General features: G+C 70.0%; 24 protein-coding genes. 1 reads left to right on the top strand and 23 read right to left on the bottom strand.

The window, feature by feature from the left end; all coding sequences use genetic code 11:
* Positions 1-12: 12 nt before the first annotated feature.
* Both J2S76_RS18010 and J2S76_RS18015 read right to left on the bottom strand, forming a co-directional pair.
* Positions 13-1,020, bottom strand: coding sequence for a 4-hydroxythreonine-4-phosphate dehydrogenase PdxA (locus J2S76_RS18010; RefSeq protein WP_307062644.1), 1,008 nt, complete (start codon positions 1,018-1,020; stop codon positions 13-15).
* Positions 1,021-1,048: 28 nt separating this feature from the next.
* Positions 1,049-2,455 (bottom strand): NAD(P)H-dependent oxidoreductase, encoded by a 1,407-nt coding sequence (locus J2S76_RS18015; protein ID WP_307062647.1) that lies wholly within the window; start codon positions 2,453-2,455, stop codon positions 1,049-1,051.
* A 290-nt stretch (positions 2,456-2,745) separates the two neighbouring features.
* On the opposite strand from J2S76_RS18015, the gene J2S76_RS18020 reads away from it, so the two are divergent.
* Entirely contained in the window at positions 2,746-3,456 is a 711-nt protein-coding gene (locus J2S76_RS18020; RefSeq protein ID WP_307062649.1) for a GntR family transcriptional regulator, read from the top strand.
* 12 nt (positions 3,457-3,468) lie between these two features.
* Here J2S76_RS18020 and J2S76_RS18025 read toward each other — a convergent pair whose 3' ends face one another.
* From J2S76_RS18025 to J2S76_RS18125, 21 genes are all read right to left on the bottom strand, one after another.
* Positions 3,469-4,251, bottom strand: a complete 783-nt coding sequence (locus tag J2S76_RS18025) for an enoyl-CoA hydratase (RefSeq protein ID WP_307062651.1) — start codon at positions 4,249-4,251, stop codon at positions 3,469-3,471.
* Positions 4,251-5,438 (bottom strand): CaiB/BaiF CoA transferase family protein, encoded by a 1,188-nt coding sequence (locus tag J2S76_RS18030; protein ID WP_307062653.1) that lies wholly within the window; start codon positions 5,436-5,438, stop codon positions 4,251-4,253. Before J2S76_RS18030 ends, J2S76_RS18025 begins: the two co-directional genes overlap by 1 nt.
* A gap of 232 nt (positions 5,439-5,670) precedes the next feature.
* The gene (locus J2S76_RS18035) at positions 5,671-6,456 is read right to left on the bottom strand and encodes a GntR family transcriptional regulator (protein WP_307062655.1); all 786 of its coding nucleotides are present in this window, start codon (positions 6,454-6,456) and stop codon (positions 5,671-5,673) included.
* A gap of 168 nt (positions 6,457-6,624) precedes the next feature.
* The gene (locus J2S76_RS18040; RefSeq protein ID WP_307062657.1) at positions 6,625-8,136 is read right to left on the bottom strand and encodes an NAD-dependent succinate-semialdehyde dehydrogenase; all 1,512 of its coding nucleotides are present in this window, start codon (positions 8,134-8,136) and stop codon (positions 6,625-6,627) included.
* 15 nt (positions 8,137-8,151) lie between these two features.
* The gene (locus J2S76_RS18045) at positions 8,152-9,375 is read right to left on the bottom strand and encodes an iron-containing alcohol dehydrogenase (RefSeq protein ID WP_307062659.1); all 1,224 of its coding nucleotides are present in this window, start codon (positions 9,373-9,375) and stop codon (positions 8,152-8,154) included.
* 77 nt (positions 9,376-9,452) lie between these two features.
* Complete coding sequence (locus tag J2S76_RS18050; RefSeq protein ID WP_307062661.1) at positions 9,453-10,982, bottom strand: tripartite tricarboxylate transporter permease; 1,530 nt, start codon at positions 10,980-10,982, stop codon at positions 9,453-9,455.
* Positions 10,983-11,009: 27 nt separating this feature from the next.
* Positions 11,010-11,519 carry a tripartite tricarboxylate transporter TctB family protein gene (locus J2S76_RS18055; protein WP_307062663.1) on the bottom strand — a complete coding sequence of 170 codons (510 nt, stop codon included), beginning with the start codon at positions 11,517-11,519 and terminating at the stop codon, positions 11,010-11,012.
* Between the two features lie 191 nt (positions 11,520-11,710).
* Positions 11,711-12,733 (bottom strand): Bug family tripartite tricarboxylate transporter substrate binding protein, encoded by a 1,023-nt coding sequence (locus tag J2S76_RS18060; RefSeq protein WP_307062664.1) that lies wholly within the window; start codon positions 12,731-12,733, stop codon positions 11,711-11,713.
* 641 nt (positions 12,734-13,374) lie between these two features.
* Positions 13,375-14,091, bottom strand: coding sequence for an FCD domain-containing protein (locus J2S76_RS18065; RefSeq protein WP_307062666.1), 717 nt, complete (start codon positions 14,089-14,091; stop codon positions 13,375-13,377).
* Positions 14,092-14,166: 75 nt separating this feature from the next.
* Entirely contained in the window at positions 14,167-15,033 is an 867-nt protein-coding gene (locus J2S76_RS18070; RefSeq protein WP_307062668.1) for an efflux RND transporter periplasmic adaptor subunit, read from the bottom strand.
* Complete coding sequence (locus J2S76_RS18075) at positions 15,030-15,263, bottom strand: DUF1656 domain-containing protein (RefSeq protein WP_307062670.1); 234 nt, start codon at positions 15,261-15,263, stop codon at positions 15,030-15,032. The genes J2S76_RS18070 and J2S76_RS18075 overlap by 4 nt, the downstream gene beginning before the upstream one ends.
* Positions 15,263-17,413 (bottom strand): FUSC family protein, encoded by a 2,151-nt coding sequence (locus J2S76_RS18080; protein WP_307062672.1) that lies wholly within the window; start codon positions 17,411-17,413, stop codon positions 15,263-15,265. The genes J2S76_RS18075 and J2S76_RS18080 overlap by 1 nt, the downstream gene beginning before the upstream one ends.
* Positions 17,414-17,510: 97 nt before the next feature.
* Positions 17,511-18,500, bottom strand: coding sequence for a dihydroxyacetone kinase subunit DhaK (locus J2S76_RS18085; RefSeq protein ID WP_307062675.1), 990 nt, complete (start codon positions 18,498-18,500; stop codon positions 17,511-17,513).
* 108 nt (positions 18,501-18,608) lie between these two features.
* Complete coding sequence (locus J2S76_RS18090) at positions 18,609-19,019, bottom strand: hypothetical protein (RefSeq protein WP_307062677.1); 411 nt, start codon at positions 19,017-19,019, stop codon at positions 18,609-18,611.
* Positions 19,020-19,021: 2 nt separating this feature from the next.
* A complete protein-coding gene (locus J2S76_RS18095) occupies positions 19,022-20,749 on the bottom strand; it encodes a putative PEP-binding protein (protein ID WP_307062679.1) in 1,728 nt (575 codons plus the stop codon).
* A complete protein-coding gene (locus J2S76_RS18100; RefSeq protein WP_307062680.1) occupies positions 20,733-21,080 on the bottom strand; it encodes an HPr family phosphocarrier protein in 348 nt (115 codons plus the stop codon). Before J2S76_RS18100 ends, J2S76_RS18095 begins: the two co-directional genes overlap by 17 nt.
* The gene (gene dhaM / locus J2S76_RS18105) at positions 21,080-21,481 is read right to left on the bottom strand and encodes a dihydroxyacetone kinase phosphoryl donor subunit DhaM (protein ID WP_307062682.1); all 402 of its coding nucleotides are present in this window, start codon (positions 21,479-21,481) and stop codon (positions 21,080-21,082) included. Before dhaM ends, J2S76_RS18100 begins: the two co-directional genes overlap by 1 nt.
* Positions 21,478-22,092 (bottom strand): dihydroxyacetone kinase subunit DhaL, encoded by a 615-nt coding sequence (dhaL, locus tag J2S76_RS18110; protein WP_307062685.1) that lies wholly within the window; start codon positions 22,090-22,092, stop codon positions 21,478-21,480. The genes dhaM and dhaL overlap by 4 nt, the downstream gene beginning before the upstream one ends.
* 5 nt (positions 22,093-22,097) lie before the next feature.
* A complete protein-coding gene (locus J2S76_RS18115; protein ID WP_307062687.1) occupies positions 22,098-23,732 on the bottom strand; it encodes a dihydroxyacetone kinase subunit DhaK in 1,635 nt (544 codons plus the stop codon).
* A gap of 64 nt (positions 23,733-23,796) precedes the next feature.
* Positions 23,797-24,813, bottom strand: a complete 1,017-nt coding sequence (locus J2S76_RS18120; RefSeq protein ID WP_307062689.1) for an ABC transporter ATP-binding protein — start codon at positions 24,811-24,813, stop codon at positions 23,797-23,799.
* Positions 24,806-25,918, bottom strand: coding sequence for an ABC transporter ATP-binding protein (locus tag J2S76_RS18125; protein ID WP_307062691.1), 1,113 nt, complete (start codon positions 25,916-25,918; stop codon positions 24,806-24,808). Before J2S76_RS18125 ends, J2S76_RS18120 begins: the two co-directional genes overlap by 8 nt.
* Positions 25,919-25,922: the final 4 nt, after the last annotated feature.

Below are 25,922 nucleotides of genomic sequence, written 5' to 3' on the forward strand. Positions count from 1 at the left end.
GCCTCGGTTTTATCAGGCGGCCGGCGCCGCGTCCCGGCGCGCCCGCGCCATGCGGCAGGCGACATCGAACGCCGCCTGAATGGCGCCCCAGCCGGCCTCGCCCTTGCCATAGCGATCGAAAGCGGTGCCATGGGCGGGCGTCGCGATCGGGATCGGCATGCCGCCATGCACGGTGACGCCGCGCGAGAAGCCCATCAGCTTCATCGCGATCTGCCCCTGGTCGTGATACATGGTGACGATGGCGTCGAGCTCGTCCTTCTTCAGGAACAGCGTATCGGCGGGGAACAGGCCGAGCACCGGCAGCCCCTGCGCCCGCGCCGCCTCCATGGCCGGGGCGATGACGTCGATCTCCTCGCGACCGAAGCTGCCATTGTCGCCGGCATGTGGGTTGAGCCCGCACAAAGCGATGCGCGGCGCACTCACGCCCACCCGCACCAGCGTCGAGTGAATGAGCCGGATCGCGCCGACGATCCGTTCCTCGGTCAGCAGCCCCGCCACATCCTTCAGCGGCACATGGCTGGTAACGCGGCTGGTCCACAGCCCGTCCAGCGCGTTCAGTTCGCCATAGGGGCCGTTGGGCTGCAGCATCTCGGCAAACCAGTGGGTCTCGTCGGGATGGCCGAGCCCGCCCAGATGCAGCGAATGCTTGTTCAGCGGGGCGAAGCACACCGCATCGGTCACGCCGGCCGTGGTGTACTCGATGGCGCGGCGCAGCGTGTCCATGGCGTAGCGCCCGCCATTGGCGGTGGAGACGGCGCGCTCGAACGGCGCTTCGCCCCGGCCGCGATAATCCACCAGGACAGGCACGCCGGGGGTGAATTCCGGGCGCTCAGGGTCCGACGCCAGCGCATAGTCGAAGCGGGCGCCGCAGATCCGCATGGCTTCTTCCAGCTCGTCGCGGTCGGCGACGAGGAGAATGTCGGCGGCAGCGCGGTTCGGCGCATGGGCGAGCAGGCGGACGACGAGTTCGGCGCCAATGCCGGCGGGGTCGCCCGGGGCGATAGCGATGCGGGGGATCATGGGTGTCTCCTGGGATGTCGGCAAAGGGTCAAGCCACCGCGGGAGCGGGCGTGCCGAAGAACGCCGAATCCTGCAGGCGGCGCAGCGCCAGCAATTCGGAGCCCGCTTCCACCGCGATGTCGGCCATGGTGATCAGCTGCCCGGCCGCCACCGGCCGGACGAGGGTGCGGTTGGCGGCGAGGTAGAACGGGGCCGGCGCGTCCGGCGTCAGCGCCCTTGCTGGCACCAGCTCCGCCGTTGTGCCCTCGATCGTGTGGTGATGCCCGCCCATGGCGAGCACGCCGCCGGCCGGCAGGGGCTGGGTGGCGCGGGCGACGAGGTCGAGATGCGGGCGCGGGTCCATGCCGCCGCTGGAAGCGCCGAGCAGCGCCGCCTCCAATATGGTGGTCGCCGCCTCGGCGCCGAGCAGATGGCGCGGCAGATACAGCATCGCGGTGGCGCCGGAGCGGGAGACGACATGGCCCTTCTCCGCCAGCATGTCCCAGGTCTCACGGTCGGTGCAGCGCACCACCACGAACACGCCGCCGGCAAAGCTCGGCTCATGCGGCGCGCGCAGGCAATGGAACACGTCGATCCGCTTTTCGCCGGCGAGCAGGCCGCCCTCATGGCGGCCGGCGAGCAGGTCCGGCACCTCGCTGATGCGGGCGATCGGGGCGTGCAGCTCCGGCCGGTCCGGCAAAAATCCGGTGGCATTGCCGACGATGAGCAATTCGCACAGGTCAGGCACCGCGCGCTGCGGCAGCATGGCGGCGACCTCCGCCCGCGCCGCGACGATCTCGGCGGCCGGGCGGGTGCCGATGGTGAGATGCGCGGCCATGCCGGGGGCGGCAATGGAGCGACCATTGCTGGTCAGCTCATCGGTAGCGGCGTCGAACACGAAGTCATATTCGCTCGACTTGCCGGCGGCGACGATCTCGAAGCCCAACGTCTGCGCCCAGGTGACGAGGCCGATCAGCAGGCTCGGCTGGTCGCCATCCACCGGCGTCGCCACCACGCCACGCGTGGCCGCCAGGCGGGCAAGGCCCGGGCCGACCACGCTGTCGAGCTCTTTTGACACCACGGCGAGATGCTTGCCGGCCTCAAGGGTCAAACGCGCATGGCGGGCGCCGGCCTCGGGATGGCCGGTCGCCTCCACCACCACCTCGATGGGCAGGCCCAGCACGGTGGCGAGATCGCCCGCCGCGACGAAATCCCCCGCCGCGAAAGCCGCCTGCGCCTCCTCCGGCGTGGTGCAGACATGAATGCGGGCCGGGTCGATGCCGACCGAGGCCAGCGCGCGGGCGGCAACCTCCGCCTCGCGGTCGACGGCGACCCGGCAGCGCATCATCGGCACCCGCAGGCCCTGCGCGAGAAAACTCCGGCCGAAGCCGCCGGTGCCGACGACGCAGGTCTCGACCGGGCCCCGATCGGCGGCGAAATAACGATGGTAGTTCATGGGCTTGCCTTTGGTGTCGCAGTGCCTTGGTCGAGTGCCTTGGTCACGGTCGGCCCGCGCGGCGGCGCCGGGGGACGGCGAGGAACGCGCGCTGCGTCCGCGCCGTCGGGGCCCGGATGCATGCAAGCGCAGGACGGCGCCCGCAGCAGCGGCGCCTCGCCCTCGGCATTTCCTCGCGTTCCGGCGCCTCTTGCACGGGCCTTCGTGAACTCGCGACCCATATTGCATGCAATCACCCGCAAAAATCAACCCGTCTGGACCAAGATCGCCGAATGTGCGACGATGTTTGCATGCAATACGCGCCCGACGTCGCCACCCCAGAGCCTGCCCCGGAGGCCCGCAGCCTGCGCGGGCGCAGCGCCGCCCATGTCGCCGAGCGCATCCGCGAGCGCATCCTCTCCGGCGAATTGCCGCCGGGCGAGCGGCTGTCCGAGCGCAGCCTGACCGAGGGTCTGGGCGTCACCCGCACGCCGCTGCGCGAGGCGTTCAAGATTCTGGAAACCGAGGGGCTCCTCGCCATCGTGCCCAATCGCGGCGCGCAGGTGGTCGAGCTCTCCCCGGCCGATGTCGACATGGCGATGGAGCTGCTCGCCGGGCTGGAAAGCGTGGCGGCGGAGCTGGCCTGCGCGCGCGGCACGGACGAGCAGTTCGCCGAAGTGGCCCGGCTGCACGCCCGCATGGTCGCCTGCCAGCGCGCGGGCGATCTGGTCGGCTATTTCCGCGTCAACCAGGACATCCACCAGAACATCGTCGACTGCGCCGACAATCCCGCTTTGTCGCGGGTCTACCGCACGGAGAGCGCGCGGGTGCGGCTCTATCGCTTCGCCGGCAACCGGGTGAGCGCGCGCTGGAGCCGCGCTGTCATGGAGCATGAGCAGATTCTGCTGGCGCTGCAGCAGCGGCAGGGCCCGCTGCTGCGCGAATTGCTGCGCGCCCACCACCTCAATGGCTGGCGCGTCACCCGCCGCGTGCTGGAGAACGAGCTGCAGCCGGATCTGTAAGCGCGGCCGCGCTCAGCTGCCGGTCCAGTTTGGCACCGTCTTGGTCTTGGCGAGAAAATTCTCGACGCCCCGGCGGAAATCGGCGCTGCCATAGACCTCCTCGACGATCGCCTCGATATCCGGCAGCGTGCCCAGAGCCAACAGGCGGATCGTCTCCTTGCTGGCGCGCGTGGTTAGCGGCGCGTTTTCCGCCGCGCGGGCGGCCAGCGCCGCGATCTCGGCATCCATCGCCGCCGGCTCGACGATCTTCAGCAGGAAGCCCTTATCGAGCATTTCCTGCGCGGTGATGATCTCGCCCAGCAGCACCATCCGCTTGGCGATGCCGACGCCGGCCGCGCCGCCGATCCGCGCCATGGAGAGGGCGGAGAGGCAATTGCCCAGCGTGCGGCCGATCGGCGAGCCGAAGCGCGCGCCCGGTGTGGCGAGGCGGAAATCGCAGGCGGAAGCGATGTTGAGCCCGCCGCCCACCGCCCAGCCATCGACCACGGCGAAGGTCGTCACCGGAATGGCGTCCACCGCCGCCATGCATTCGTCGATGCGGTGCTCATAGGCGATGCCGTCAGCGCCGCTGGCGAACTTGGTGAAGCCTGAAATGTCGGTGCCGGAGACGAAGGCCTTGCCGCCGACGCCGCGGAACACCGCCGCCCGGATCGAGGAATCCTCCGCGATCCGCAGCGCCGCATCGCGCAGGCCGAGCCACATGTCGGTGGTCAGCGCATTATGCGCCTCGGGGTTGTTGAAACGGACGAAGGCGACGTCGCCCTCACGGTCGAAATCGATGCGCGGGGCGCTCATCACACGGTCTCCTTGGTGGTCGACGGCTTGAGCAGGCCCTTCTCCACCAGCTCGCGGCGGATGTCGGCGCCATGCTCGTCCAGCAGCGGCGGCGGCAGGCGGATTTCCTGCGGCGTCGCGCTCATCTTCACCGGGAAGCCGAGCGCGCGGAATTCGCCCTCCACCGGGTGCGGCACCATCTGCACCATCTCGCGGGCCACCGCCTGCTCGCTCGTGACCGCCTCGCCATAGTCGAGGATCGGCGCGGTGGGAACGCCGGCCTGCGTCAGCGCGTCGATCCACTCCTCGCGGGTGCGGGTGAGGAAGGTCGGCGCCAGCTCTTCCATCAGCTGCAGCCGGTTGGTCACCCGCGCCGCGTTGGTGGCAAAGCGCGGGTCGTCCTGCAGCTCCGTGCGGCCGAGCACCTTGAGGAAGGTGAGCCACAGGCCCTGATTGGCGGCACCGATGACGAACCAGCCATCGGAGGCTTCCACCGCCTGATAGGGCGCCGACATGCGGTTGGCCGAGCCGATCGGGGTGGGGGACTTGCCGGTGCCCCACAATTCGGTGGTCTCCCAGATCGAGAGCGCCAGCGCCGCCTCGAACAGCGAGGCGTCGATATGCTGGCCCTCGCCGCTCGTCTGCCGGCCGATCACCGCGCTGAGAATGGCATAGGCGCTGAACAGGCCGGCGCCGAGATCGGCCACGGCGATCGAGTTCTTTGCCGGCTCCATATCCGGGAAGCCATTGGAGCTGAGAATGCCGGACACCGCCTGCGCGATCAAATCGAAGCCCGGCCGCTGCGACCACGGCCCGGTCTGGCCGAAGCCGGAAATGCTGGCATAGACCAGGCGCGGGTTGATCGCCCTCAAGGTCGGGTAGTCCATGCCGAGCCGGCCGGCGACGCCGGGGCGGGCATTCTCCACCAGCACGTCGGCGGTTTTGACCAGCGCGTAGAGCACCTCGCGGTCTTCCGGCGACTTCAGGTCCAGCGTGATCGAGCGCTTGTTGCGGTTGAGCGCCAGGAAGCCCGGGCTGTCACTGCCTTTCAGCCGGAAGCCCATGGAATGGCGGGTGGAGTCACCCGTGCCGGGCGGCTCGATCTTGATGACATCGGCGCCCATATCCGCCAGCAGCATGCAGCAGAAGGGCCCCGCCATCACCTGCGAGATGTCGAGCACGCGAATGCCTTGCAGGGGCAGCGCCATCAGAAATTCCTCCCGTTTCGAGTGTCCTCGGCCCGCGCCTTGGCGGCGCCTGTCGCCGAACGGCCTGTTATTGGGTGCCGCCAACGCCTCATGAGGCGGGCATCGGGGCCGGCATCGCGCCGCGCGCGGCGGCGGCCGGCAGCGTGGCGCTCATATATCCTATATGATTTATCGGCGCGGCGAGGGACTGTCAAACCCGCCGCGCCGGAGAGTGTCGCCGTGAAGGCCCGCCTCAGCGCCGGCGCGAACGCCCGCGCCGGGTCGGCCCGTCGGGCGCGGGCGGCGTCTGCGCCGCGGCGAGGCGTTCCTGCTCCTCCAGCACCACGTTCATCCGCGCGCGCGAGGCTTCCAGATGCGCCCGCATCGCCCGCTCGGCCGCCACCGGGTCGCGCGCCAGCAACGCGGCGATGATCGCCTCGTGCTCCTGCAGCGCCTTGGTGGTGGCGTTGGTCTTGAACAGGAAGCGGAAGATGTGGAGATGGGCGTGCAGCCCCTCCACCGTCTCGGCGATGAAGCGGTTGCCGCTCGCCGCCGCCACCAGATGGTGCAGCTTGGCGTCGCCCTCGGCGAACTGGGCATAGGCCAGCTCGTTGCCGGTCTGCGCGTCGGACATCTCCCCGGCGAGGCCGGCGAGCCGCGCCAGCGCGCCATCCTCCGCCTTCTGCGCCGCGAACGCCGCCGCCGCCGGCTCGATCAGCAGGCGCAGCTCGAACAGGTCGTGCACTTCCCGCCGGGTCAGCAATTCGGCGGCGCGGAAGCCGACATTGGGAATCTTGTAGGCGAGCTTCTGCGCCTCCAGCAGCGTCAGCGCCTCGCGGATCGGGGTCTGGGAAATGTCCAGCTGCCGGGCCAGCGCCTCGATGCCGATATGCGCGCCGGGGGCGATCTTCATCGTCACCAGCATGGAGAGCAGCTGCTCGTAGGCCAGCTCCACCAGCGATTGCGGATAGGCCGGCCGCCGTTCGTCGAGTGTGACCAGCCGCGCGAAGGACAGCGGCTCCTGATTGTTGGCAGCCATGAGAATCGAACCCAAACCCCGGATGATATAAGATATAGGTTTTCATCATTCCAACCAAGCCGGCAGCTGGCCACGCCCTCACGTGCCACGCCCTCACGCGCCACGCCCTCACGCGGCTGCCTCCGGGCGGGCGGCGGGCTCCGTGGGGGCCGCCCGCCCGGAGGGCCTTCACCAGTTGACCGCGATATACTTGGCCTCGGTGAACTCCAGCAGGCCGTGATGGCCGCCCTCGCGCCCGAGCCCGCTCTGCTTGACGCCGCCGAACGGGGCGGCCGGATCGGAGACAAGGCCGCGATTGAGCGCCACCATGCCGTAGTCCAGCCGCTCGGCCAGCTGCAGGCCGCGCTTCATGTTCTCGGTGTAGACATAGGCGGCGAGGCCATATTCGGTGTCGTTGGCCATCCGCACCGCGTCCTCGACATCGGTGAACTTCACCACCGCCGCCACCGGGCCGAAGATCTCCTCGCGCAGCAGGTCGGCATCGAGCGACACATCGGCGAGCACAGAGGGGGGATAGAAGAACCCCGCCCCCTCGGGCGTCTTGCCGCCGAGGCGCACGCTGGCGCCCTTGGCCACCGCGTCGTTCACCAGCGTCTCGATCTTGTCGATGGCGGCGCGGTTGATCATGGCGCCGCACTGGCTGGCGGCGTCGGTGCCGGCGCCCATCTTCAGCGCGCCCATCTTCGCCACCAGCTTCTCCACGAAGGCGGGGTAGATGCCGGCCTGGACATAGAAGCGGTTGGCGGCGGTGCAGGCCTCGCCGGCATTGCGCATCTTGGCGATCATCGCGCCGTCGATGGCGGCGTCGAGATCGGCGTCGTCAAGCACCAGGAACGGCGCGTTGCCGCCCAGTTCCATCGAGCAGTTGATGACGTTGTAGGAGGCCTCGCGCAGCAGGATGCGCCCGACCTCGGTGGAGCCGGTGAAGGACAGCTTGCGGGTGCGCCGGTCGCGCAGAATAGCGCTGCACACGCCGGCGGGGTCGGAGGTGTTGATGATGTTGACCACGCCCGCCGGCACGCCGGCCTGGCGCAGGATCTCGCCCACCGCCAGCGCGGTCAGCGGCGTCTCTTCCGCCGGCTTGAGAATGCAGGTGCAGCCCGCCGCCAGCGCCGGGGCGATCTTGCGGGTGGCCATGGCGGCGGGGAAGTTCCACGGCGTGATCAGCAGCGAGACGCCGATCGGCTGGTACTGCACCATGATGCGGTTGCCGCCGGCCGGGGCGACGGAGATGTCGCCATTGATGCGCACCGCCTCCTCCGCATACCAGCGGAAGAACTCGGCGGCATAGAGCACCTCGCCGCGCGCGTCCGGCAGCGCCTTGCCATTCTCCAGCGCGATCAGCTGCGCCAGCCAGTCGACATTGTCGACAATGGCCTGGAAGCAGCGCTGCAGGATCACCGCGCGGGCCCGCGGCGGGGTCGCGGCCCAGCCGGCGGCGGCCGCTTCGGCAGCGTCCAGCGCCGCCATGCCGTCGGCGATGGTGGCATCGGCGACCGAGGTCAGCACCCCGCCCGTCGCCGGGTCGAGAATGTCGATGCGCTGGCCGCCCGAACCGGGCACCCAGCCCTCGCCGACCAGAAGATCGGTCGGCACCGGGAAGGCCGCCGCCTCGAAGCCGGGAACGAGATAGGTGCTGCCGGCCGCCTGGACCGTCGCGCCTGAAGTGGTGAGGGTCATCGCTTGTATCCCGTGTCAGAGGTCGCGCAGCGCGGCGCGTTCGCCTGAAAAGGCGGCCTGGGTGATGTTCAGCATGGCGGCAAGGTCGAGCGGGCGCGGGTTGTTCTTCACCAGCCGCTCCGCCTTGAGCGCGCCGGCGGCCACGTCCTGCTGGTGGTCGGCACCAAGGCCGAGCGCCTCCAGCGAGCGCGGAATGCCGATTTCCGCGAACAGCTTCGCCACCTCGTCGATGAAGAGCTGCGAGCGCGCCTCCACGCCCATGCTCGCATGACCGAGGCCGACCACATCGGCCAGCTCGGCAAAGGCTTCCGGGTTGGCGGAACGGTTGAACTGCATGACGAAGGGCAGCAGCGTCCCCACCCCGTCGCCATGCGAGGTGTGGGTGATGTTGCCCACCGGGTATTGCAGCGCATGCGCCGCCGCCGTGCCCGAGGTGCCGAAGGCGCAGCCGGCGGCGAGCGAGGCCAGCATCAGCCCCTCGCGCGCCTCGACATCGCTGCCGTCCGCGCAGGCGCGGGCGAGATAGCGGAACACATTCACCACGGCGAGCTTGGCGAAATGGTCGGAAAGCAGGTTCTTGCCGATGAACACATGCTGCTCGGTCAGCATCGGCTCGGCCGGGCGGGTCTTGCTGGTGAAGCCTTCCACCGCATGGGCGAGCGCATCGGCGCCGGAGCAGGCGGTGAGCCCCTTCGGGCAGGTCATGGTCAGTTCGGGGTCGCACACCGCCATGTGCGGGATGATGTAGGGGCTGGCAATGCCGATCTTGCTGCCGCGCCCGCTGTCGAGGATCACTGCCACGGGGGTGACTTCCGAGCCGGTGCCCGCCGTGGTCGGCACCGCGATCAGCGGCAGCACCGGGCCGGGCACGGCGAACTCGCCATAATAGGCGCTGACCTCGCCGCCATGGGTGAGCAGCACCGAGACCACCTTCGCCATGTCGATGCAGCTGCCGCCGCCAATGCCGATGATGCTGTCCGGCTTGAAGTCGCCGATGCCGGCGACGCAGTCGGTGATCGATTCGATCGGCAGGTCGGCGATGGTGCGGTCGAACACCCGCGCTTCCACGCCATGGGCCTCCAGATCCTTCAGCAGGTCGGCGAAGACTGGCAGCTGCGCCAGCCGGGCGTCGGTGCACACCAGCGTGCGGGTGCCGATGCGGGCGGCCGCCGCGCCGATGACATGGCGTTGGCCGCCGCCGAAGAGGATGGTGTGGGGCAGGCGCAGGGCTCCGAACATCGCGGCTCTCACTGGCTAAGGGTTACTTAATACCTCTTGGAACATGCGCCGGCCGGACCGCCGCATCTCGGCGAGGCTTAGGGTCGGGAGGTCTGGCCGGCGTCGGTGCTGTCCCCGCGCCGGAACAGCGCGGCGAAGATGATCTGCAGCAGCGGCAGCGACAGCAGGAGAATGCCGATCCCCATCATGGTGGCGACCAGCGAGCCCTCGAAGAACACGCTGAGCGAGCCACCGGAGGACAGCATGGACTGGCGGAAGGCGTCCTCCGCCTTGTCGCCCAGCACCACCGCCAGCACGAAGGGGGCGAGCGGGTAGTCGAGCTTCTTGAACACATAGCCGACGAGGCCGAAGGCCAGCGCCACCCAGATGTCGAACATGTGGTTGGAGACGGTATAGGCGCCGATCAGGCAGACGATGGCGATGAGCGGCCCGACCACGGTGAAGGGCGCGCGCAGGATCCAGGCGAAGATCGGCACGGTGGCGAGCACCAGCACCACGGCGATGACATTGCCCAGATACATCGAGGCGATGAGCCCCCAGACGAAGTCCGGCCGGGTGGTGAACAGCATGGGACCGGGCGAGAGGCCCCAGATCATCAGGCCGCCCATCATGACCGCCGCCGTCGCCGAACCCGGCACGCCGAGCGCCAGCATCGGCAGCAGGGCGCAGGAGCCGGCGGAATGGTCGGCGGTCTCCGGGGCGACGATGCCCTCGGGCTCGCCCTTGCCGAAATACTTGCCGCGACGGGAGAAACGGCGGCCGAGCGCGTAGCTCATGAAGGAGGCGGCGGTCGGCCCGCCCGGGGTGATGCCCATCCAGCAGCCGATCAGCGCGCTGCGCAGCAGCGTCACCCAGTAGCGCGGCAGCTCGGCCAGGGTGCGCAGGATCACCCGCAGGCTGAGCTTGGCCTTCACCCCGTCGAACTTGTAGCCCTCGTCGATGGTGAGCAGCAATTCGCCGATGCCGAACAGGCCGATGACGACGATGAGGAAGGAAATGCCGTTGGTGAGCTGGGTGATGCCGAAGGTCAGCCGCCCCTCGCCGGAGATCGTGTCCATGCCCACCGTGCCGACGGCGAGGCCCAGCATGATGCAGACCAGCGTCTTGAAGGGCGAGCCGCCCGCCATGCCGATGAAGCTGGCAAAGGCCATGAAATAGACGGCGAAATATTCCGGCGACCCGAACTGCAGCGCGAAATTCGCCACCCAGCCGGACAGCAGCGTGATCACCACCACGCCGACCATGGCGCCGAAGCCGGCCGAGCCGAAGGCCAGGGTGAGCGCCCGCACCGCCTCGCCGCGCTTGGCCATCGGGTGGCCGTCAAAGGTGGTGGCGACGGAGGAGGGCTCGCCGGGAATGTTGAACAGGATCGAGGTGGTGGACCCGCCGAACAGCGCGCCCCAATACATCGAGGTGAGCAGGATGATCGCCGCGATCGGGTCCATGGTGAAGGTCAGCGGCAGCAGCAGCGACACGCCGTTCGGCGCGCCCAGCCCCGGCAGCACGCCGACGACGAGGCCGAGCAGGACGCCGATCACCATGATCATCACGTGATGCACGGTGAGGGCGACGACGAACCCGTCCATCAATTGCCCGAAATTGCCCATGACGCTTCCTCAGTCCGCTTTTCTTTTTCAGTAGATGCCGAAATATTCGAGGATGGGTCCCTTGAGCAGCGGGACCATGAACAGCTTCTCGAACACGACGAAATTGACCGCGATCACCAGCAGCGCCGCCGCCAGGCTGGTCAGGGTGCGGAAGCCGGCGGAAACGCGCATCGTGTAGAAGATGTACAGGCCCATGCCGATATAGAGGCCGAGCCAGGCCGAGATCGCCGTCATCGCCACGATCGGCAGCACGAAGGCCACCAGGAGGCGCAGCCGCGTGCCGTCGATGAACGGCTCCTCCGGCACGGCACCGGCGCCGGCAGGGTGCGCTCCGGCATGTTTCCAGAAGGTCTGCACCAGGGTGGCGAGGCTGCCGAGCACGATCAGGCAGCCAATGCCGAAGGGGAAATAGCCGGGCTCGGGCCCGCCCGGCCCCCAGCCAATGCCGTTCTCCGTCGAGCCGTAGCAGATCAGTGCCCCGACGCCGCCGGTCACGACAGCCGTCGCCACTTCCATGGTCTTGCGGGAAATTTCCATCGCCTACTCTCCGCGGGAGCCCGGGGCGCCGACACACGTCGACGCCCCGTCTCGCCCCACCCCGGCACCGGCCGCAACCGGCGCCCGTCTGGTCCGTCACTCGCGCCGGGCGCACCCGGCGCGTGGCGTCACTGGCGCCGGCCCAGGCCGGCGCGTGCATCACTGGCGCCGGCCCAGGCCGGCACAGCGGTTCACTGGCTGGCGGGCAGCAGCCAGTTATTGTCGGCGTAGATCTTCTCGTAGTTCTTGGTCTGCTCGGCGAGGAAAGCCTTCAGCTCGTCGCCGGCCATGAACTTGGTGATCTGGACGTTGCGGGTCGTGTAGTCCTTGAATTCAGGCGTATCCATCGCCTTCTTCATCAGGTCGGTGTAGTAGGCGACCGCCTCGGGCGGCACGTCGGCGGCCATCCACACGGTGCGCGGCTGCACGAAGTCCTTCACGTCGATCCCCGCCTCGACGCAGGTCGGGATGTCGGCCCAGCTCATGCCGTCGGCCACCACGGTCTTGTCGGTGAGGCGGGCGGAGGTGAAGACGCAGAGCGGCTTCTGGTTGCCGGCCTTCCACTGCTCCAGGCTCTCGCTCGGATTATTGGTGTTGGCCTCGATATGGCCGCCGGCGACCTGGATCGCCGCTTCGCTGCCAGACTTGTAGGGGATATAGGCGAGGTCGATGCCGGCGGCGCGCTCGACCAGCGTCACCACGGTCTCGTCGGCGTCCTTGGCCTTGGCGCCGGCGACGCGGACCTTGCCGGGATTCTCCTTCGCCTTGGCGACGAATTCCTGCGCGGTGTTGATGCCCGAGGCCTTCGGGTTCGACCACAGGATGAACACATCGAACACCATGGACGCGACAGGCGTCAGGTCCTTCATCGCGTAGTTCACCTTGGTGCCGAGCGGCAGCACATAGGCGTCCTGGGTGCCGAAATAGACCTTGTAGGGGCTGCCGACATTGTCCTCGGCGTAGTTGAACGCCTCGGAGCCGGAACCGCCCGGCTTGTTGACGACGATCAGCGGGGTTTCGACCAGCTTGTTCTTGGTCAGCGCCGCCTGCACCACGCGGGTGAAGATGTCGGAGCCGCCGCCCGGGCCGGCGGAGACCACCAGCTCGACAGGACGGTTCGGCTTCCATTCGGCCAGCGCCGCCGTGGCGCCGGTGAGGCCGACGGCGAGCGCCGAGGCGGTGAGAACGCTCTTGCGGAGCGAAGTGATCTGCATGTCGTTTCCTCCCAGTTGCCCTCGGCATCGCGGCCTCTCGCCGCCCGCCTCCGGGCAATCATTGCGATGTGACGGGCGCGCCTGTGCCGGCGGCCTTCTTGTTGCTGTTGCCTCGCACCCGGCGGCGGAGAGGGCCGCGCCGCGTCAAGGGAAGGATCGGCCGTCCGCGCGCGAGGGGGCGTGGGAACGGGAAGGCCAGCCTTGAGCCAGCCAGCCTTGGGCGCGCCGCCGGAGGAAGGCCCGGTCGCGGGGTGGCAAACCCGCCAGCGCACTAAATCATATATCATCTATGATATTGTAAGAGCCAAAGATCAAGCTTCTTTTGTCTGGCGCCGCAGCTAAACGTTCAACTCCTCCGCGGAAGGGCGACCTTGGACGGGTTCAGGCGTCGCCAAAGGCACGTCCCGGCGCGCGTCCGGCCTGAGCCGGCCTCGCATGCCGGCCCTTCGCCCGCCGCATTCACGCTCTTTGCCGGGGCGATGTCGCACGCCCACGGCCAGCGCGGCCAAGCCGCCGCGACGGCGCGAGCCCCGCCGCGCAAGCGGCAGGCCTCGCGATCCGGAAGCGATGCTAAGCGGAGCTGGTATGATAGGTCAATAGGTGGCGGAAACAGGAGGCTCGGCGAATGCGCCGCCGCCGGCTCAGCCGGCCGGGCGGTCGCGGTCCCAATAGAGCGCCGCCACCGATTCCAGATGGGCGCGCATCGCCGCTTCCGCCGCGTCGGGATCGTGCCCGGCAATGGCCTCATAGATGCGCTCATGGAAGGCCAGCGCCATCTCCTTCGCCTGCGCGATCTTCAGCGTCACGCTGCGCTGCTCGGACAGCCATTGCACCACCGCGCGGTGGACGCCGTCGAACAGCGGATTCTGCGAAACCAGCACGATCTCATAGTGAAAGGCGATGTCGGAGGCCTCGAACGCCGCCATGTCGCCAAGGTCGCGCCGATTGCGGGTGAGCGCGTCGCCGATGCGGGCGATGTCGGCCGGGCGAGCCTCGCGCGCGGCATGGCGGGTCAGCGCCATCTCCAGATGCAGGCGCGCATTCTGGAAATGCCGCATCCCGGCGGGATGGGCGAGATAGGAGCGCACCGAGGCCGACAATTCCTGGATGAAGTGCTTCGGGTCCGGCCGCACCACCCGCGCCCGCTCGCCATTGGCGATCGACACCAGCCCCGCCTTCTGCAGCGACATCAGCGCCTCGCGGATCGCCGGCCGCCCGACCTTGAACTGCTCCATCAGCTCGCGCTCGGAGGGCAGCACATCGCCCTCGCCCAGCGTGCCGTCGAGCATCAGCTGCTGCAGGCGTTCGGCCACATCCTCATAGATGCGACGGCGGCGGATCGGTTCGATATCGAGCACGGCAACTCCCCTGGCTGGTATGAAAGGATCACCGGCCCGGCCGAACTGTCAACCGCAAGATGCCCTCCTACGGTCTTACCGCATCTTCGGCTGCACAACGACCGTGGCGGAGAGGCCCGACACCAGCCGCACGCCGGGCGGCAGCGGGCCGAGCTTGATCCGCACCGGAATGCGCTGGGCAAGGCGGATCCAGTCGAAATTGGGGTTCACCTGCGCCAGCAGCCCCTCGCCGGGAATGGCGATGGCGCGGCTCAGCCCCTCGACCACGCCGTCGATCACCACGCCGCCGGCCATCAGCTCCACCCGGGCCGGGTCGCCGTCGCGGATCGCGGGCAGCTTGGTCTCCATGAAATAGGCGTAGACATAGAAGGAATGGCTGTCGACCAGCGCCAGCATGCCCTCGCCGACACGGGCATAGTCGCCGGCATCGACATTGAAATTGGTGATGTAGCCATCGGTCGGCGCCCGCACGCGCGAGCGGTCGAGATTGATCTGCGCCGTGGTCAGCGCCGCCTGCGCGGCATCGAGTTCCGCCTGCGCCTCGGCGGCGGTGGAGGCGGTGAGCTCGACCGTCTGGGCGGAGATCGCCGCCGTGTCGGCACGCTCCAGATTGGCGTCGCGGGCCGCCGTGTCGCGGGCATAGTCCAGCGCCTGCTGCTTCAGCGCGACATCCGCCTGCGCCTGCTTGAAGGCTGCGGTAAAGCGCTGCTGGTCGATAACGAACAGCACGTCGCCCTTCTGCACCAGCTGGTTGTCGCGCACATTCACCGTGTCGACGAGGCCGGAGACATCGGGCGCGATCTCCACCACCTGCGCCAGCACCCGCGCGTCGCGGGTCCAGGGCGAGACGGTGTAGTAGAGCCACAGCCGCCAGCCGACGAAGACCGCCGCCACTGTGGCCAGCAGCGTCACCCCCACGCGCAGCACGGAGCCGATAGTCATCGCAGAACCTCCCCCAGCGCCGGCAGCAGGAAGATGACCACGCCGAACAGGATGATGTAGAGCGCCGCGTCGAACAGCGGCTTGTGCCAGACAAAGCGATAGAACCCGGCCCGTGCCAGGCCCCGGCGCAGCAGCAGATAGGGTGCCAGCGCCACCAGCGCCCAGAGCAGCGCGGGGGGAAAATAGATCCCGAACGCCGCCGGGGTCAGGAATGGCAGGGCGGTGTCCATCATCCCTCCCCGAAGGCGTGCAGGAAGAACGCCCGGTCGATGTCGAAGCGGTCGACGATGAAGCGCAGCGACGCCCCGGCGCGCAGATTCAGCCCCGCCGCCGGCGAGCCGGGCGGCAGATCGAGCCCGGCCAGCGCCGCCGCCGCCGCGCGCGCCTCCGCCTCCGCCGCGCCGACACGGGCCGGCAGCGCCCGGCCGGCGGCGGGCAACGCCTCCAGCTGGGCGGCGAAGCGGTCGAGGAAGCCGGCAACCAGCGCGCGCGTGCCCTCCGCCAGATCGGGCGCCGCCAGCAGCCGGCGCAGGCGGCCGAGTTCCAGCGCCGTCGAGGCCGCGCCCAGCGTGCCGCGCAGGAACTCGTCCTCGCCCGGCCGGTCGAGCGCGAGGCGCGGCAAGAGATCGGCCAGCGCCCCGACGATCTCGCGCAGGATCACCCGTTCATGGCGCACACCCCGCGCCGCCTCCGGCAGCCGCACTCCCAGCGTCTCGCTCCAGAGCCGCCGGCGCGAGGCGCGCGAGGTCACCGGCACGAGGTTGAGCAGCACCAGGGCCAGCCCCATGCCGAACAGGGTCGACAGCGCCGCGTTGAAGAACCCGGCCTCATCAGGCAGGAACACGTTGCCGGTGCCGATCTCGGCGACGAAGAAGCCGCCAAAGGCGATGCCCGGCCAGGCCAGCTGCGGCGTCCCCGCCATCAGCCCGGCCGGCAACAGGGCCAGCATGAGAAACAGCGCCAGCGCCTCGAAGCCCTCGATGCGCGGCAGAACCAGCACCATGGCGACAAAGGCCGCCGCCATGCCGAGCGCGGTCCACAGCAGGAAGGCGAAGCCGAGCGGCCCGGGCCGGTCCTGGTTGACCGAGAAGAACAGCAGCACGGCGAGGCCCGAGGCGGCGTTGAAGCCGTCGGTCCACTCCGTCGCCGCCCAGAAGCCGCACATCAGCGCGAGGACCAGCCCGGCGCGCAGCCCGGCGAGCCAAGCCTCCCGCCGCTGCTCCGGGGAAGGCCCCGCCGGCTTCAGCGGCGCGCGGGCGGCGCGGCGCGCCGGGCGCAGGCTCGCCGCCTCGCTCACCATCACCATGGAGAGCCCGTGCAGCAAATCCCCCGCCCGCCGCAGGATCAGCACCCCATCCGCCAGCGGCACGAAGGGCACGCGCCCGGCCATCGCCTCCAGCGCGGCGCGGGTGGTGTTGAGCGCGACCCGGGCGGCGAGCAGATCGGACCGCACCCGGCGCGGATCGGCAAAGGCGGCAGGGTCGCCGGCGAGCCGCTCCAGCCGCGCCGCGACCTCCGCCATCGCCGGGCGCAGGCGGTCCGCCACCACGCCCGCCCCTTCCACCTGGAAATCGTCGAGCCGCACATAGAGCCCGCGCGCCACCGCCAGCACGCGCAGGAACTCGCGCGTCATGCGGCGCAGCCCCTCGTCGCTGGCGCGCATGTCAGGCGCCTCGAACACGGTGTAGGAGCGCAGCGCGTCGAACGTCACCACCCCCGCCACCATCTCCCGGCGCAGCGCCGCGAAGGTGGCGAGCGGGGTGCGCGGCTGCAGCGCCACCGCGCCGTAATGGCAGAGCCGGCCGAACAGCGTCGCCAGCTGGCCGCGCAGCACGTCGCCGGCATAGACCGGAAACACCAGCACGCTCACCGCCGTGACGCAGGCGATGCCGATGATGATCTCGGCCGTGCGGTCGAAAGCGATCTGCCAGGCCCCGGTCGGCGCGAACGCCCCTTCCAGCCCGACCAGCAGCGCGGTGTAGCCGGCGAGCAGGAAGCTGTAGGCGGCATAGTTGCGCCGCTGCGCCGCCAGGGTGAAGCACAGGCCGAGCCAGAGCGCGAAGGAACCCACCAGCGGCAGCGGCGCCTGCGACCACAGGCCGAGAATTGCCAGCCCCGCCGCCGCCCCGCCCAGCGTGCCGACGACGCGATAGGCGCCCTTGGCCACCGCGGCGCCGGCGGTCGGCTGCGCCAGAAGATAGACGGTGAGCGCCGCCCATTGCGGGTCCTGCAGCTCCAGCCAATAGGCGGCGGCAAGCGCCATCACCGCAGCGGCGGCGGTGCGCAGCGAGAAGGCGACATTACGCCAGCCGAGATCGACCGGAACCGCCTTGCGAACGCTCTTCCAGAAGGTCGGGAAGGCGGTGCCGGCCGTGCTCATGGCGCTCCGTGGCGGCGGGAGAAAAAGCCGGGCACCCGGCGCGGCCCCATTATCAACAGCCCGCCCCGCCACGCAATGGCGTCCCCCCGGTCCGGCCTCACCAGACCAGGGTCGGCGTCGCCACCGGCGCGCACCAGAGGGCGAACTCCGCCGGCGTCAGCAGGGCCAGCGTCACCGAGAGCCCCGCCATGTCGAGCGAGGTGACGAAGGTGCCGACCAGCGCCCGCGCCGGCACGATGCCGTGCGGGCGCAGAAAGGTGCGGATCAGGTTGTGGGCAAGGTGCAGCTCGATCGGCGGGGTGCCGCCAAAGCCGTTGACGATCAGCAGCGGGCAGGCGTCCGCCAGCGGGGAAAGCTGCGCCAGCACCGGCTCGCACAGCAGGCGCACGATTTCCTCCGGCCCGGCGCGCCCGGTGCGGTAGAGCCCCGGCTCGCCATGAATGCCAACGCCGATCTCCATCTCGTCCGGCCCCAGCGCGAAGGTCTCGCGGCCCGTGTCGGGAAGGCTGACGCCGCGCAGGGCGACGCCCATGCTGCGCACCCGGCCGGAAAGCCCCTCGCCCAGCGCCTTCAGCCCGGCGAGGTCGTCGCCCCGCTCCGCCGCCGCGCCGAGCAGCTTTTCCACCACCACCGTGCCGGCGACCCCGCGCCGTCCCCGGCTGCGCACGGAAGGGCCATAGGCGGCATCGTCCTCGACGATCACCGTCTCGATGCGGTGGCGGCCGGCGGCCATTTCCGCCGCCATCTCGAAATTCATCACGTCGCCATCATAGTTCTTCACCACCAGAAGGCAGCCGGCGCCGGTGTCGGTCTCGTCCATGGCGGCGAGGATCTGGTCCGGGGTCGGCGAGGTGAAGACATGGCCGGTGCAGGCGGCATCCAGCATGCCGGCGCCGATGAAGCCGCAATGAAGCGGCTCATGCCCGGCCCCGCCGCCTGAAATCACCGCCACCTTGCCGGGCGTGAGAACGCGGCGGCGCACGAATTTGCCCTCAACGCCAAAGGCGACAAGGTCCTCATGCGCGGCGACGAAACCGGCGAGGCTCTGGGCCGCCGCCGTATCGGCGGCGTGGAGGAATCGCGTCATCCGACCGCCCCCGAACGCGCCTTCTCCCGCGCCATACGCCGCCCCCTCCGCCGCATCGGCTCAGCCCCGCCGGCCGGGGGTGGGGGCGCCGCTGTTCCTCGCGTGCATTCAATCGCCTCCATTCACCAGCGTCGCCATCTTAGCCACGAAGTCGGCGAGGGCATCGTCAAAGCTGCGGTTCTTCTTCTCGTCGCCGAAATCCGGCACCATCAGCGCCAGGGTCCGCATCGCCGAGGCGCCGCCGACCTCGGGCAGTCGGCCGGGATGGGCGGCCTCATAGGCGGCGAGAAAGCGCTCCTGCTCGGCCGGGCTGAAATGGCACACCCGCAGGATGGTCGGCAGATGCCGGGCCGGCAGCGGCGTGTCGTAGCTCGGGCTGGTGACCTGGGTCACGAAGCTGCGGTGCTTGCCCAGCGCCGCCGCCAGCCGCTGGCGCGTGCCGGAGGGCCGGTTGTCGAGAATGCCGGCGAGCAGGGTTTTATAGGCGATCACCGCCTCGTCGCTGGTCTCGCGCGCCATGCCTAGGCCTGCCCTGGCGCGGAATCGGGGGAGCCGGCGCCCGGCGCCGCCGGTGGCAAGGTCGCGCCCAGCCTCGTGCCCAGCGCCGCGCGCAGGGCGGGAAGCCGCCTCGGGGCGACGGAAAGCCCGTGCAGGCCGAGCGCGCGCAGGCGTCCGGCCGCCGCCGGTTCGGCGGCGAGATCGCCGCACAGCGACACCGGGCGGCCGAGCACGCGGGCGGCGGTGCAGATCTGGTCCAGCAGCCGGAACATCGCCGTCTCCGCTCCCGCATAGAGCGGCGCCACGGCAGGATTGTCGCGCGCCGCCGCTGCGAGATACTGCATCAAATCGTTGCTGCCCACGGAAAAGAAGGCCGCCTGCCCGAACAGGTCGAGCGTCAGCGCGGCGGCCGGCACCTCCACCATGATGCCGAGCGGCGGGCGTCGGCCCTCGATTCCCTGCCGCGCCAGCCGCGCCGTCTCCTCGTCGAACAGCGCCGCCATCGCCGCCAGTTCCGCCGGCAGCGTCACCATCGGCAGCAGCACGCTGACCGGCCCATGCGCCGCCGCGCGGATCAGCGCGCGGGCCTGGATGCGGGCGAGATCGGGATGGGCGAGCAGGAAGCGCACCCCGCGCAGGCCGAGCATGCCGGCCGGGTCGCCCTCGTTGAGGCCCGCCAGCGCCTTGTCGCCGCCGAGATCGAGCATGCGCAGCGTCACCGGCTTGCCGGCGAGCGCGTCGAGGAGGCGGCGGTAGACCGTCAGATGCCGCTCCTCGCTCAGCGCCTCGGCCGCGCTGGTGAGCACAAATTCGGTCCGCACCAGCCCGACCCCGTCCACCTCGGCGGGATCGAGCGTGTCGAGATCGGCCAGCGTGTCGAGATTGGCGAGCAGCAGCGGCGTTTCGCTCCCGCCGGCAGCGGCGGGGAACGGCGCCGCGCCGGGGGCGGCGTGCAGGGCGGGGGCGACGGCGCGGGGCGTCGCGTCAGGGTGTGGATCGGGCAAAAGCCCTGCCTCGGGCAAAAGCCGTGGGTCGGGGTTAAGGCAGGCCAGCCCCTGCGTGCCGTCCACCAGCAGCGCCTCCCCCGTCTCGCCCGGCAGCGCCCCGAGGCCGACCACCATCGGCACGCCGCGCGCCCGCGCCAGCAGGGCGACATGGCTTGCCGTGCTGCCGGCGCCCAGCGCGATGGCGCCGCCGCTCGACCAGTCATGGGCGAGAAAGACGCTGGGCGGCATGTCGCGCCCGACATAGACCGCGCCCGCTGGAAAATCGGCACGGGTGCGCCCGGCCAGCGCGTCGAGCACGCGGTGCTGCAGGTCCATCAGGTCGACCGCGCGCAGGGCGAAGGGATCGACCTCGGCCCCCTCGTCCTGTTTGGCCTCACTGCACCGACTGGCGCTCTCACTGCACTCACTGGCCATCGCTTCGATCTGGTCGTTCAGTGCCGCGGCGAAGGCCAGCGCCGCCCCCTCGCCGCGGTCGATGCGGGCCAGAGCCGGGGCGAGAAGCTCGCCATCGAGCAGCAGTTCGATCTGGAAATCGAGGATGCCGGCGCTCTCCGCGTTGGCCCCGGCCGAGAGCTGGCGCAGTTCGTAAACCGCTCTGTTCACAGCATTTTTCAGCGCCGCGCGCGCCTCGGCCGCGCTGCCGGCGCGGCCGGACGGCGCCGGCGGCTCGCCCGCCCGGTGCACCGGGCCGACCGCCCGACCGGGCGAGGCGGGATGGCCGCGAAACTCACGCGGGACGACCATCGGCCCGCCCCGGCTTGCGATCCTCGTCGAAATTGCGCCGCACCAGCCCGCTCAGCGCCGCGACCGCCTCCTCCGCCCGCGCGCCCTCAGCGCGAATTCTCATTCTAGTTCCGCGTCTTATGCGGGCGCCGATGATCTTGACGATGCTCTTTCCGTTCAGCCAGTCGCCCGATCCATCCACCGCCACCTCGATCGTGCAGGGGAAGGATTTGGCCAGGCGGGTGAAGGCGACCGAGGGCCGCGCATGCAGCCCAACCCCATGCGTGACCTCGACTTCCGCCTGGCAGCGAGGGGCGGAAGGCCGCCCGATGAGGGGAGCGGGCTCGGCCATCACGCGGACAACTCTTCCGCCGTCGCCACCACCCGCGCCAATGTGGAGCCGCCAGAAGCTTCGGCCGCCGCGACCACCGCGCCCTCCACCAGCGGCGCGTTGCAGATGGCGACCTTGGCCGCACGCGCCGGCCCGAGCATCTCCACCGCCATCTCGCTATTGGTTTCCGCCCCGCCGAGATCGACGAAGACAGCCACGCCGGCCTCGGACCATGCCACCTCGATCGCCATCAGGATACCGGCTACATGGGTGCCCAACCCGCCCTCGACATTGCCACCGGTCCAGGCGAGCGGCACGCAGTCGCCGACCATCTGGCGCACCATATCGGCGGCGCCCTGCGCCACCAAAGGCGAGTGCGAGACGATCACGATCCCCACATTGGCGATGCGCGCGGGCGTCATGAGGGCGCGTTCTCCTTGAAATACAGACAGATAGCCCTCGTGAGCAGGGCGCAGCTCGACGCGCCGGGGTCTTCATGGCCGATCGAACGTGCGCCGAGATAGGACGCCCGGCCGCGCCGCGCCAGCATCATCTCGGTCGCCTGCGCGGCATTGCGGGCGCATTCGGCAATGCGCAGCGGCGCGGCATGTCCCGCGATCTCCGCCTGCACGGGGTAGAGCACATCCAGCAGCGTCTTGTCGCCCGGCCCGGAACGGCCCCGCCGCGCCACCGCCGCGACCGCCTGGGCGAGGATGGCGGCGAAATCGGCCTCTTCCTCCCCGACGGCAAGGCCGCGCCCGAGCTCCATCAGCAGCGTGCCATAGAGCGGCCCGGCGGCGCCGCCGATGCTCATGACCAGCACCAGCCCGATGCGCTCCAGCGCCGCCGGCAGCGGCAGGGCGGAAATGGCGTCGCGCTCGCGATACACCGCCTCCAGCCCGCGCCGCATATTGGCGCCATGGTCGCCATCGCCGATGGCGCTGTCGAGCCGGCCGAGACGCTCGCAATGCTGCTCGATCTGCTCACGACACAGGCCGATGAGGGCCGTGAGATCGGCGGCATTAAGCCTCATCGGCCTCAGCCCCGCTCCACCAGCGCCGCAAACACCTTGGCCACCGCCACCGCACCGGGATCGGGCGAACCCTCCAGATCACGCGCGGCGACATAGGCCGCCCGCCCGGCCCGCGCCTGCACCATGGCTTTTGTCGCCTCAGCCCCTGACGAGGCCGCGGCGGCGGCAGCCGCGAGATCAACGGTCGCGAGCGCCCTCAGGGCGGGATCGAGCGCATCGATCATGGTGCGGTCACCCAGCGCGGCGCCGCCATAGAACACCATACGTTCCAGCCCGGCGAGCAGAGCCTCCGGCAGCCTCGCCCCGTCCCCCCGCGCCTGTGCGGCGGCGGTGAAGAAGATGGAGAGCAGCACGCCGCTCGACCCGCCCATGGCGGTGCCGAGTTCGGCGCCGATGGCCTTGAGCGTGGCGGCAGGATCGGCGAGAGGCAGGCCGGAGAGGCGGGCGTCAACGGCGCGGGCGCCGGTGGCGACCGTCGACCCCGTGTCGCCATCGCCGGCGCGGGCGTCGAGCCGGTTCAGTTCCTCCTCCAGCCCGATCAGCGTGGCGCAGGCAGTGCGGATGACGGCTTCCGCCGCCGCGTCGGCGCTGGCGGCCGACACCTCGTCGCGCGGCGCGGAAGGCGCGGACCACACCTCGACCCCGCCAGGCGCGACCGCCGGGCGCCAGGCGAGCGGCTCGGCCGGGGCGGTCAGCGCCGCTTCGCGCGCGGCGTCGAGCCGGAGATAGGAAAGCGAAAAGCCGTTCATGTTCAGCGCCGTCATCAGCGCCGCCGGGCCGATGACCAGCTTCACCCCGCGCCCGAGTTCCGACCCCAGTAGCGCCTCGGCGATCAGGCTCATCTCCAGAGGCGGCACGGCGCCGAGATTGTTGATCAGCAGCGCGTAGTCGGCGGCGGGGTCGAGCCGGGCGGCAAGGCGCCCGCTCATCAGCGCGACGATCTCGCCGGCCGGCTGCAGCGGAATACGCTCCACCCCGGGCTCGCCATGAATGCCGAGACCGAGCTCGCCCTCCTGCGCGCCGAGCCGCGCCTCGAAGGGCTGGCCGGGGATCGAGCAGGAGGACAGCGACACGCCGAGCGAGGCAATATCGGCCGCCGCCGCGCGGGCCGCCCCGGCGACTGTTGCGAGGTCGGCGCCCGTCTCCGCGAGATGGCCGGCGATCTTGTGCACGAACAACGTGCCGGCGACGCCGCGCGGCTGGGGGATGTCGGGCAGCGCGATGTCGTCGGCGACGATCGCCATCTCGACCCGATAACCCTCGGCACGGGCACGCTCGGCGGCGAGGCCGAAATTCAGCCGGTCGCCGGTGTAGTTCTTCACCACCAGCAGGCAGCCCGGCTCGCCCGTCACGGCGCGGATGGCGGTGAGCACCGCCTCGACGCTGGGCGAGGCGAAGATTTCGCCCGAGACGGCGGCGGTCAGCAGCCCCTTGCCGACGAAGCCGGCATGCGAGGGCTCGTGCCCAGCGCCGCCGCCGGAAACCACGGCGACCTTCGACTTGTCCCAGTCGGCGCGCAGCACAACCTTGATGTCGGGATAGGTGTCGAGCCGCGCCAGCCGGCCAGGCGGCGTCGTGCGCAGGAGACCGTCCAGCGCCTCGGTAACGATGCTGTCCCGCCGGTTGAAGAAATGTTTCATGGCTGCCTTCCCATCCGTTCGACGCGACATCAGGCGCGTGACCGTTCGTTCTCACGCATGTCCGCTATACAAGCCGCTGGCCGTCCTGCCCGAAATAGAGCGGGTTCCGCAATGACAGGCTGATCCGGTCGCCGGGAGACACCGCCATGTCGGGGTCGGCGAGCGTCACCAGCTTCTGCTCGTCCAGCTTGATGTGCAGGTGGTTCTGGTCGCCGAGATGCTCGATCCAGTCGACCCGCGCATTGCCACCCTCCTCCCGCGCCAGGGCGATGTGCTCGGTACGCGCGCCGATCGTCTTCGTTCCCGGCGGCGCCGGCACATCCGGCAGCAGGCCGACCGGCAGCAGATTGATATGCGGTTGGCCGAGCCGGGCGGCGACGTGGAGATTGGCCGGGTCGGCATAGATCTCGCGCGGCGTGCCGATCTGCACCAGCCGGCCCTCGGCGAGGATGCCGATGCGGTCCGCCATGGTCATCGCCTCGATCTGGTCGTGGGTGACATAGAGCAGTGTCGCGCCCAACTCCTTCTGGATGCGCTTCAGCTCCAGCCGCAGTTCGCCGCGCAGCTTGGCGTCGAGCGAGGAGAGCGGCTCGTCCATGAGATAGATGGAGGGCCGGCGCACCAGCGCCCGGCCGATGGCGACGCGCTGCATCTCGCCGCCGGAGAGGCGGGTGGAGCGGTTTTCCAATTTGTGGTCGATGCGGACCATCTTCGCCACCTCCCGCACCCGCGCGTCGATGGCGGCAGCCTCCATGCGCCGCGCCGGGGAGCGCAGCGGAAAGGCCAGATTCTCGTACACGGTGAGGTGCGGGTAGAGGGAGTATTGCTGGAACACGAAGGCGACGTCGCGGCTGGCCGGGGCGAGGCCCGCCATCGGCCGCCCGCCAATGCTGACCATGCCGGCATCGGGCGTCTCCAGCCCGGCGATGAGGCGGAGCGTGGTGGTCTTTCCAGCGCCGGTGGGGCCTAGAAGAACCACGAACTCCCCATCGGCGATGGCGAGGTCGATGCCATCGACGGCGCGCTTGGCCCCGCCCTTGCCGAAGCTCTTGGTGATGCCCTTGAGCGTCACGTCAGCCATGACGGGCCTCCTGGCGCAACGCGCCCTCGTGCAGGACGGAAGGGATCACCCGGCCGGAGCCGGCGTCGAACAGCGACAGCCGCTCGCTCTTGAAGGTGAGGCCGACCGGCTCGCCGATGGCGTAGCTGTGCTCGGCCGGCAGGCGGGCACGCACCAGCCCGCCCTCGATCTCGACCGTCACGATCTGGTTGGTGCCGAGATATTCGCTGCCATAGATCGCCCCGCGCAGCGGCGAAGCGTCCGAGAAGCGGACATGCTCGGGCCGCACACCCAGCGCCAGTTCGCCGGGCGCCACATCCCGGCGCAGTTCGGGCATCTCCACCTCGGCCGTGCCGATGTGGGCCGCGCGCGCGCCCTTTGGCAGGCCGGCGGAAAAGCGGATGAAGTTCATCGGCGGCGAACCGATGAAGTCGGCGACATACATGGAAGCCGGGCGGTCATAGATTTCCTGCGGCGTGCCGAACTGCTCGATGACGCCATGATTCATCACCGCGATCTTGTCGGCCATCGCCATGGCTTCGATCTGGTCGTGGGTGACATAGACCGTGGTGGCATGGATGCGGTTGTGCAGCTCGCGCAGCTCGCGCACCATCACCTCGCGGAACTCGGCATCGAGCGTGCCGAGCGGCTCGTCCATCAGGAAGCACATCGGCCGGCGCACGATCGCCCGGCCGAGCGCCACGCGCTGGCGGTCGCCGCCCGCCAGGCCCGACACCGGGCGGTCGAGGATGTGATCGATCTGCAGCAGCCGCGCCGTCTCCTCCACCCGCGCCTTGATCTCCGCCTTCGGCACCCCCTGGGCGAGCAGCGGGAAGCCGATGTTCTTGCGCACATTCATGTGCGGGTAGAGGGCGAAGAGCTGGAACACGAAGGCGATGTCGCGCTCGCTGGCGCGCTTGTAGGTCACGTCCTCGCCAGCGAGGCGGATGGCGCCGCCGGTCGGCAGCTCCAGCCCGGCGATCATCCGCAGCGTGGTGGTCTTGCCGCAGCCCGAAGGGCCCAGCAAGGCGAGGAACTCGCCATCCTCGACGGTGAAGCTCGAATCCTGCACAGCGACGAACTCGCCGAACGCCTTGCGCAGATGCTCGACCCTGATCTCGGCCATGCGC

The organism is Ancylobacter vacuolatus, from assembly GCF_030813595.1.
GTDB classification, from domain to species: domain Bacteria; phylum Pseudomonadota; class Alphaproteobacteria; order Rhizobiales; family Xanthobacteraceae; genus Ancylobacter; species Ancylobacter vacuolatus.

Bases quoted from the DNA above. Each gene is read 5' to 3' on its own strand.
- J2S76_RS18010 (WP_307062644.1), bottom strand. From the start codon at position 1,020: ATGATCCCCCGCATCGCTATCGCCCCGGGCGACCCCGCCGGCATTGGC.
- J2S76_RS18015 (WP_307062647.1), bottom strand. From the start codon at position 2,455: ATGAACTACCATCGTTATTTCGCCGCCGATCGGGGCCCGGTCGAGACC.
- J2S76_RS18020 (WP_307062649.1), top strand. From the start codon at position 2,746: ATGCAATACGCGCCCGACGTCGCCACCCCAGAGCCTGCCCCGGAGGCC.
- J2S76_RS18025 (WP_307062651.1), bottom strand. From the start codon at position 4,251: ATGAGCGCCCCGCGCATCGATTTCGACCGTGAGGGCGACGTCGCCTTC.
- J2S76_RS18030 (WP_307062653.1), bottom strand. From the start codon at position 5,438: ATGGCGCTGCCCCTGCAAGGCATTCGCGTGCTCGACATCTCGCAGGTG.
- J2S76_RS18035 (WP_307062655.1), bottom strand. From the start codon at position 6,456: ATGGCTGCCAACAATCAGGAGCCGCTGTCCTTCGCGCGGCTGGTCACA.
- J2S76_RS18040 (WP_307062657.1), bottom strand. From the start codon at position 8,136: ATGACCCTCACCACTTCAGGCGCGACGGTCCAGGCGGCCGGCAGCACC.
- J2S76_RS18045 (WP_307062659.1), bottom strand. From the start codon at position 9,375: ATGTTCGGAGCCCTGCGCCTGCCCCACACCATCCTCTTCGGCGGCGGC.
- J2S76_RS18050 (WP_307062661.1), bottom strand. From the start codon at position 10,982: ATGGGCAATTTCGGGCAATTGATGGACGGGTTCGTCGTCGCCCTCACC.
- J2S76_RS18055 (WP_307062663.1), bottom strand. From the start codon at position 11,519: ATGGAAATTTCCCGCAAGACCATGGAAGTGGCGACGGCTGTCGTGACC.
- J2S76_RS18060 (WP_307062664.1), bottom strand. From the start codon at position 12,733: ATGCAGATCACTTCGCTCCGCAAGAGCGTTCTCACCGCCTCGGCGCTC.
- J2S76_RS18070 (WP_307062668.1), bottom strand. From the start codon at position 15,033: ATGACTATCGGCTCCGTGCTGCGCGTGGGGGTGACGCTGCTGGCCACA.
- J2S76_RS18075 (WP_307062670.1), bottom strand. From the start codon at position 15,263: ATGGACACCGCCCTGCCATTCCTGACCCCGGCGGCGTTCGGGATCTAT.
- J2S76_RS18080 (WP_307062672.1), bottom strand. From the start codon at position 17,413: ATGAGCACGGCCGGCACCGCCTTCCCGACCTTCTGGAAGAGCGTTCGC.
- J2S76_RS18085 (WP_307062675.1), bottom strand. From the start codon at position 18,500: ATGACGCGATTCCTCCACGCCGCCGATACGGCGGCGGCCCAGAGCCTC.
- J2S76_RS18090 (WP_307062677.1), bottom strand. From the start codon at position 19,019: ATGGCGCGCGAGACCAGCGACGAGGCGGTGATCGCCTATAAAACCCTG.
- J2S76_RS18095 (WP_307062679.1), bottom strand. From the start codon at position 20,749: ATGGTCGTCCCGCGTGAGTTTCGCGGCCATCCCGCCTCGCCCGGTCGG.
- J2S76_RS18100 (WP_307062680.1), bottom strand. From the start codon at position 21,080: ATGGCCGAGCCCGCTCCCCTCATCGGGCGGCCTTCCGCCCCTCGCTGC.
- dhaM (WP_307062682.1), bottom strand. From the start codon at position 21,481: ATGACGCCCGCGCGCATCGCCAATGTGGGGATCGTGATCGTCTCGCAC.
- dhaL (WP_307062685.1), bottom strand. From the start codon at position 22,092: ATGAGGCTTAATGCCGCCGATCTCACGGCCCTCATCGGCCTGTGTCGT.
- J2S76_RS18115 (WP_307062687.1), bottom strand. From the start codon at position 23,732: ATGAAACATTTCTTCAACCGGCGGGACAGCATCGTTACCGAGGCGCTG.
- J2S76_RS18120 (WP_307062689.1), bottom strand. From the start codon at position 24,813: ATGGCTGACGTGACGCTCAAGGGCATCACCAAGAGCTTCGGCAAGGGC.
- J2S76_RS18125 (WP_307062691.1), bottom strand. From the start codon at position 25,918: ATGGCCGAGATCAGGGTCGAGCATCTGCGCAAGGCGTTCGGCGAGTTC.